Origin of the sequence: Paraburkholderia sp. 22099, from assembly GCF_052045835.1 — a bacterium.
GTDB classification, from domain to species: domain Bacteria; phylum Pseudomonadota; class Gammaproteobacteria; order Burkholderiales; family Burkholderiaceae; genus Paraburkholderia; species Paraburkholderia terricola.
Window position 1 is genome coordinate 1 of the sequence record NZ_JBQEPU010000066.1, and the last position, 6,021, is coordinate 6,021.

General features: G+C 59.6%; 6 protein-coding genes. 4 read left to right on the plus strand and 2 right to left on the minus strand.

What is annotated here, in order from left to right; all coding sequences use genetic code 11:
* The first annotated feature begins 139 nt into the window (after window positions 1-139).
* On the plus strand, window positions 140-679 hold the full coding sequence (locus ACTJLC_RS31525; protein ID WP_440846364.1) for an ABC transporter substrate-binding protein: 540 nt from the start codon (window positions 140-142) through the stop codon (window positions 677-679).
* 353 nt (window positions 680-1,032) lie between these two features.
* Here the strand turns inward: ACTJLC_RS31525 and ACTJLC_RS31530 are convergent, their stop codons facing one another.
* Window positions 1,033-1,194: a hypothetical protein gene (locus ACTJLC_RS31530; protein ID WP_440846366.1), complete on the minus strand. Its 162-nt coding sequence runs from the start codon at window positions 1,192-1,194 to the stop codon at window positions 1,033-1,035.
* 96 nt (window positions 1,195-1,290) lie between these two features.
* The gene (locus tag ACTJLC_RS31535) at window positions 1,291-1,878 is read right to left on the minus strand and encodes a TetR/AcrR family transcriptional regulator (protein WP_440846368.1); all 588 of its coding nucleotides are present in this window, start codon (window positions 1,876-1,878) and stop codon (window positions 1,291-1,293) included.
* A gap of 83 nt (window positions 1,879-1,961) precedes the next feature.
* On the opposite strand from ACTJLC_RS31535, the gene ACTJLC_RS31540 reads away from it, so the two are divergent.
* The 3 genes from ACTJLC_RS31540 (at window position 1,962) to ACTJLC_RS31550 (ending at window position 5,685) form a co-directional block, all read left to right on the plus strand.
* Window positions 1,962-2,762 (plus strand): SDR family NAD(P)-dependent oxidoreductase, encoded by an 801-nt coding sequence (locus tag ACTJLC_RS31540; protein WP_440846370.1) that lies wholly within the window; start codon window positions 1,962-1,964, stop codon window positions 2,760-2,762.
* Between the two features lie 32 nt (window positions 2,763-2,794).
* Window positions 2,795-3,631 carry an oxidoreductase gene (locus ACTJLC_RS31545; protein WP_440846372.1) on the plus strand — a complete coding sequence of 279 codons (837 nt, stop codon included), beginning with the start codon at window positions 2,795-2,797 and terminating at the stop codon, window positions 3,629-3,631.
* A 1,865-nt stretch (window positions 3,632-5,496) separates the two neighbouring features.
* Window positions 5,497-5,685, plus strand: a complete 189-nt coding sequence (locus tag ACTJLC_RS31550; RefSeq protein WP_440846374.1) for a DUF3422 family protein — start codon at window positions 5,497-5,499, stop codon at window positions 5,683-5,685.
* Window positions 5,686-6,021 lie beyond the last annotated feature (336 nt).

Consider the following 6,021-nt stretch of genomic DNA (forward strand, 5'->3'; position numbering starts at 1 on the left):
GATCGGCGACGCCGCGGCGTCGCGCGACATTCATACGGCCATCTACGACGCCTATCGTCTTTGCGTCGCGATGTAGGCCGAGCGCTTTCGACCGACCATCACTCAAAGGACAGACCATGACCAAGCCGCTCGACACGCATTGCCCCGACCTCGAACGCAGGCGCGCTGTGAAGACTCTTCTAGCGCGGGCGCTGCCGCGACCGCGGGCTGGCCCGCGCTGGCTTCGTCGGCGATACTCGCCGCGGCCAAGCCGCGGCAGGGCGGCGTGATGCGGGTCGCGACGGCGAACCAGTCGCTCTCGGATTCGCTCGACCCGGCCAAGGCCTCGCACACCGCCGACTACTCGCGCATGTTCATCTTTTACAGCGGTCTGACCGAGTTCGACAGCGCCTTCAAGGTGAAGAATGCGCTCGCCGAAGCCTTCGGCACCAGCGATCACAAGCTGTGGACCGTCAAGCTCCGGCCAGGCGTGCATTTCCACGACGGCAAGCCGCTCACGGCGGACGACGTCGTTTTCTCGTTGTCGCGCCACAAGGATCCGGCAACGGCGCCGAAAGCCAAGTCGATCGCCGACGCAATCGATTCGATCAAGGCGACGGGGCCGCTGCAAGTCGAGATCGTGCTCAACGCGCCGAACGTCGATCTGCCCGCCTTGCTCGCCGTGCCGCATTTTTCGTGATCGTCGCCGTAGACACAACAGCTTGCCGCGACGATGCATAGGAGCGGCGTGTCGTGGGAAGTTGGAAGACAACGCGGCCTCTCGATCGGCTAGGAATATTCGATGACGGGAGACTCCCGAGACTATCTTCGCAATCAATCAGAGGATCCTTGGAGAACTGGCCGGCGAGATGCGCTAAGCGTCAGCCAGCCATTGAGAGATATATCAATACAAAAACTACTAGCGGAGCTATCGCGTGTGCATATTCTCCGTGTAGGGCAACGGTTGCCGCAGCTGCGATCATCAATGTGCAACCTAACCCGACCCCAACTAATCGGGTGCCGGAGAAAATCAGCAAGATAGCCGCAGTTACCTCAAACATTCCCCGTGGGGTAATGGAACCAGCTTGGATAACCCCATCGCTGATAATCCGCAAGGATGGCAGGCGGCGCAAAGATATTTCCAGCTTCTCCAAAAATAAAGAACACGATCAATGCCCAATTCAAGATGGAGCGCCAAGGAAGCCTGTTGACCATGTTTATCTCCCAGTCACGCAGTGTTTTGGAAGCCAGTCATATCGCGCTAACACCACGGGCAAGTCGCTGATCGTTGTCCGCAAGTTGTCGAGCGTTTCAGAGAGCTTTTTCGGAAGCAAGAACGTGAAAGAGAGCTTCAAGTTCCCGCACCAGGTCGTCAGGTTTGGCTTCTATTAGTGCCTCCATTTCGATGATCTGCCGCAACACTTGAAATCCGGCTATGACAGCGAGGAACATCGCAGCGCGCTGCGGCGTCCCGTCGCCGGGCAGCAGGTTGGCTAACGGCCTTGCGAAATGTGTCTCGAACTTCTTGCGAAGGATGGCGGTGGCCTGCTCGTTGTTCGCGGATCGCAGCAGGATGAGGAACCCATCCATAGGCGTAATGTGTGGCGTCGTCCTTGCCACCAAGGCGATAGCGATGTTGCGGCACAGCGTCGGCATGTCGGGGGCTTCCTTCATGACTTCCTGCGTAAGAATCCCTGGCGCCGATAGAGTCGCCTCGACCACTTCCTCGAACAGCTGTTCCTTGGAACCGAAGTAGCGGTTGACCAGCATCGCGGTCACGCCGGCGTTCTCGGCGATCTCGCGGACCCCTGCGTCATAGCCGGCCTGCGTGAACGCTAGGCGAGCTGATTCCAGGATGGCCTGCCGCGTCGCAGCCCCTTTCTTGCCTAAAGACTTCACTTAGTTAAACGCCTGTAGACTTTTAATCTCAAAAAGTCTACACTCGTATAATTATCTTGGCAACCTGAATCGACGAGGACTGTATGGATCTGAAATTAAGCGGAAGGCGTGCCCTGGTGACAGGATCGACGGCAGGCCTGGGCGAAGCAACCGCAACGCTATTGTCAATGGAAGGCGTGACGGTGGTTGTTCATGGCCGCGACGCAAAACGCGCCAATGCGGTTGCCGAAGCCATCGTCGCCGCCGGCGGTAACGCGGAAGTGGCCTTGGGCGATTTGGCTACCGATGAGGGTGCTGACGCCGTAGCCGCCAAAGCGCAGGAAGGTGGCGCCATCGACATCCTGGTCAACAACGCCGGCTACTACCATCACTTGAACTGGGAGACTGCGCTGCCGGACAGGTGGGTCGATACCTACCAAGTCAACGTCTTGTCTGCCGTGCGCATGATTCAGCGGCTGGTGCCGGGCATGCGCGAGCGTGGCTGGGGCCGCGTGATTCAGATTGGCGGCGGTCTGGCCGGGCAGCCAATCCCGATGCAGCCGGACTACAACGCCTCACTTGCCGCCCGGCACAACCTGGCCGTTTCACTAGCACGCGACCTCAAGGACTCCGGCGTTACCTCGAACATCGTAGCGCCCGGCGCAATCCTCGTCCCCTCCGTCAAGGAACTGCTGGAAAAGATCGCGCCGCAGCATGGTTGGGGCGCGACGTGGGAGGAAATCGAGCGCGGCTGTGTGCGCGACATGGTGCCTAACGATGTGGGCCGTCTCGGCCGCCCGGAGGAAATCGCCGCTGCCGTTGCCTACTTGGCAAGCCCTCGCGCCGACTACGTGAGCGGCGCCACGATCCGTGTCGATGGCGGCACGATCCGTTCGGTGTTCTGACTGAACTAGCTCAAATCAGAAGAGGAACGACGATGAAACAAGTTTGGATGATTACCGGTAGCTCCAGAGGCCTCGGTCGCGCTCTCGCTGAGGCCGTGCTGACGGCGGGTCACCAGTTGCTTGCGACCGCCCGTAACCCGGCGCAACTCGCCGATCTCGGCACGAAACATGGCGACCAGATACGCACCTTTGCCCTCGACGTGACCGATCCTCTCGCGGCGCACACTGCCGTCGCGGCGGCTGTTGCTACCTTCGGTCGGCTCGATGTCGTGGCGAACAACGCAGGCTATGGCGACATCGGCCCCATTGAGGACACAAGTCTTGAGGACATCCGGGCGCAGATCGAGACGAACCTTTTTGGCGTCATCAACGTGACCAAAGCGGCCATCCCGATCATGCGGAAGCAGCAGGCGGGCCGCATCATTCAGTTTTCCTCCGTTGGCGGCCGCATCGGCGCGATGGGTCGGGCCGCCTATTCCGCCGCCAAATGGGGCGTCGAGGGCTTCTCCGAAGTGCTCGCCAAGGAGACTGCACCGCTCGGGATCAAGGTCACGATCATCGAGCCAGGTGGTTTTCGCACCGACTTTGCCGGTGCGAAAACCAGGCTTAACGCTGGCCGGCCGGAATACGATTCCACGGTTGGTGTCGCTGCGCGGTTTCAAAGTGACTACGACGGCAAGCAGCCCGGTGATCCCGCGAAGGCCGCAGAAATCGTCTTGCAGGTGGCGGGAATGGATGAGCCGCCCCTACGGCTACTGCTCGGCAGCGACGCGGCCCGCATCGTTGAGCAGAATGATGTTGCCAAGCTCGAAGCGGACAGGAAATGGCGACACCTGACCGTCTCTACCGACTTTGAATCGAAGAGTTGATCCAATGATACCGAACATAGAACACCACAGGCTTATGGTGAGCGGCACGGCCCATCACTACGTCACCGCAGGTGAAGGTCGTCCGTTGGTACTTATCCACGGATTTCCGCAGACCTGGCTCCAATGGAAACCGCTCATCGAGCGGCTTGCGGAAAAGTTAGCGAACCTGGCGCTGTCAGCGCGTCTGGACCATGTGCCGTGGCTAGCGCGTGAGACACAACGTCGAGCTATGGATAGAGGTGGCGAATGAAAAAGGAAGGCATGCTGGTCTCGGAAGTGGACGGCTCTCCCCATGCAGAGCGACAGAGCCGCTATGAGCGCGGCGTCACGACTTCCACCGCCCGCTGCGGAAACCGGGGTAACTGGCCGAATAAGCAACGAGTGCGGCGACAGTCGAGTCGGCGTCGAAGACGTGCCAGTTTTGAGACATCCGTCTTGTGTGGCGCACTTCCGGTTCCACCTGATGGGTGTCCGCGCAACCGGCACTTAACGGGCACCAACCTCCGTCTGCCGCGGCGCGCGCCCGATGCAACGTGATGGGTGTTTCTGGAGTCCGCCTGTTAAAGGGCGCGTTGCATTTTTGAAACGCTCTGTTGGCGTCGGAAGGACCTGGCTATCGCGGTGGCGATGATATGCGAGCGACACAGCATGGCAGGCATCAGAAGCGATCGAATTGTCCAATGGAAGCATCTCGGGGTGGGGCGCCGATTGTGCCGTGAGCTTCCGGTCGTCGACCATGTCTTTGGTCTGCGGCCGAAAATATCGGCCGCCCGCTGCCACGCGCCAGCAATACTGTCTCAGTGCCTGGCGCCGCGAAGGAGCGATTTGCATTGTCGTGTTTTACCACGACGTGCCTTTCCTTTCACCGCGCCTTCAATCGTGCGCCGTCGCACGCATGCCGCTCGCATGCGGGTGTACCTTCCGGGATGACCCGATGGTCAGATGGTTGTTCATGCGGCTCTTGCGAGGCAGCGATGATAGATCCGGAGTCCCGGTACGAGATCATCACCGACGAACGTGCATTGGCCAGACTGCAACCCGATTGGGACGCGTTGTGGAAGCGCGCAGGAGGGGCGGCACTACCTTTCGTACGCGTTCTGCTGGACTGCGTGGCAGCAGGTAGCGAAGCCGAAGGGCAGGTCATTGCGTTGCATTATCCGGCGCGACGAAGGCAGGCTTGCCATGGTATGGCCGCTTGTCCTGCGTCGCCGGCTCATGTGGGCCTGCCTGGCACCGCTGTCCCCCGAGGCAGCCGATTACTCGGACATACTCATGGAAGCGCGTGCCGGGACCCTCTCCTGGATCGAAGGCGCCTGGCACATCGCGACTGGGCACTGTGGCGCCGACTTCGTAGGAGACACACTTTGCTGATACGGCAGTACCTCCTCCTTTTCTGACCGTCTTTTTAAGGCTGACCTACATCAGAAACCACGCTACCTAGTGATGGTTCACCCCGTAGGTCAGGGGGTGGAATGACAGGCGCAAGGCCTGTCAGATATATGGATTTCTACAACGCTGTAGCAAATCTATAGCACGCGCCCCTTTTAGAGCACCAGCCGACTGCTACGTAATCCCCGCTCGCGCGTTAATCCATTCAAGACGGCCAATGCGCTTCATGGGCACGCTCTTGCAGGACTGATGGGGCGGCGTGTCGATCCTGAGCCGCGACTTGCCGCGGGTCGAGCTTGAGCGTCTGTCGTGCACTTCAATCTGTCTGCAGCGATTCTGCGAGATCAAGACATACAGGATGAGCTCTGCTGGCGCTGCTGGCTGCTCGACAAGTGGGCAGAAGTCTCGACGAATTGCAGTCGGCGCTTCAGCCATTGATGCACAGCATAGACACGAGGGTCAGCGGCGCCGCAACGATGCCGAACTGCTGGTGCGTCTCACGCGCGCGAAGCCAGTTGAGGTTGCAACATGTGGTCGAGGGTCTGTTTGTTGCCGCGATCTCGTATTACTGCTTTCCGGGCGACTGCATTCCCCTCTCGATCCGGAACTGGCAGAAGGATGATTGTCGTGGTCGTCTTGCCGGTCATGCTCACGATCCGGCGTAGCAAAGGAAGACACACGGTGCGCAAGTCAGAATGGCCGGCATCCCGAACTCCGGGAAGGCCAGATTCCGAAGTTTGCAACTGAACCCGTCCTTCGTCGGGGGACGTCGAGAACGACGCCTACGCGTGCGATCTCCAAGCCGTCGTAAGGAAATAATCATCGGGTTTCCCCCGGTTCAAAACGATGGTCTGGGAACTCAATGCAATACTGGTTAGCTTACAAGTGGTTGCGGGTTTTCTGATGCGACTAAATTTGTCTGCGAGCCGCATCAGGACTGGATCTGGTGATCTGCGCTGCCAGATCGGTTAAAGTCCGGATTTGTGGATGTTACGGATGGC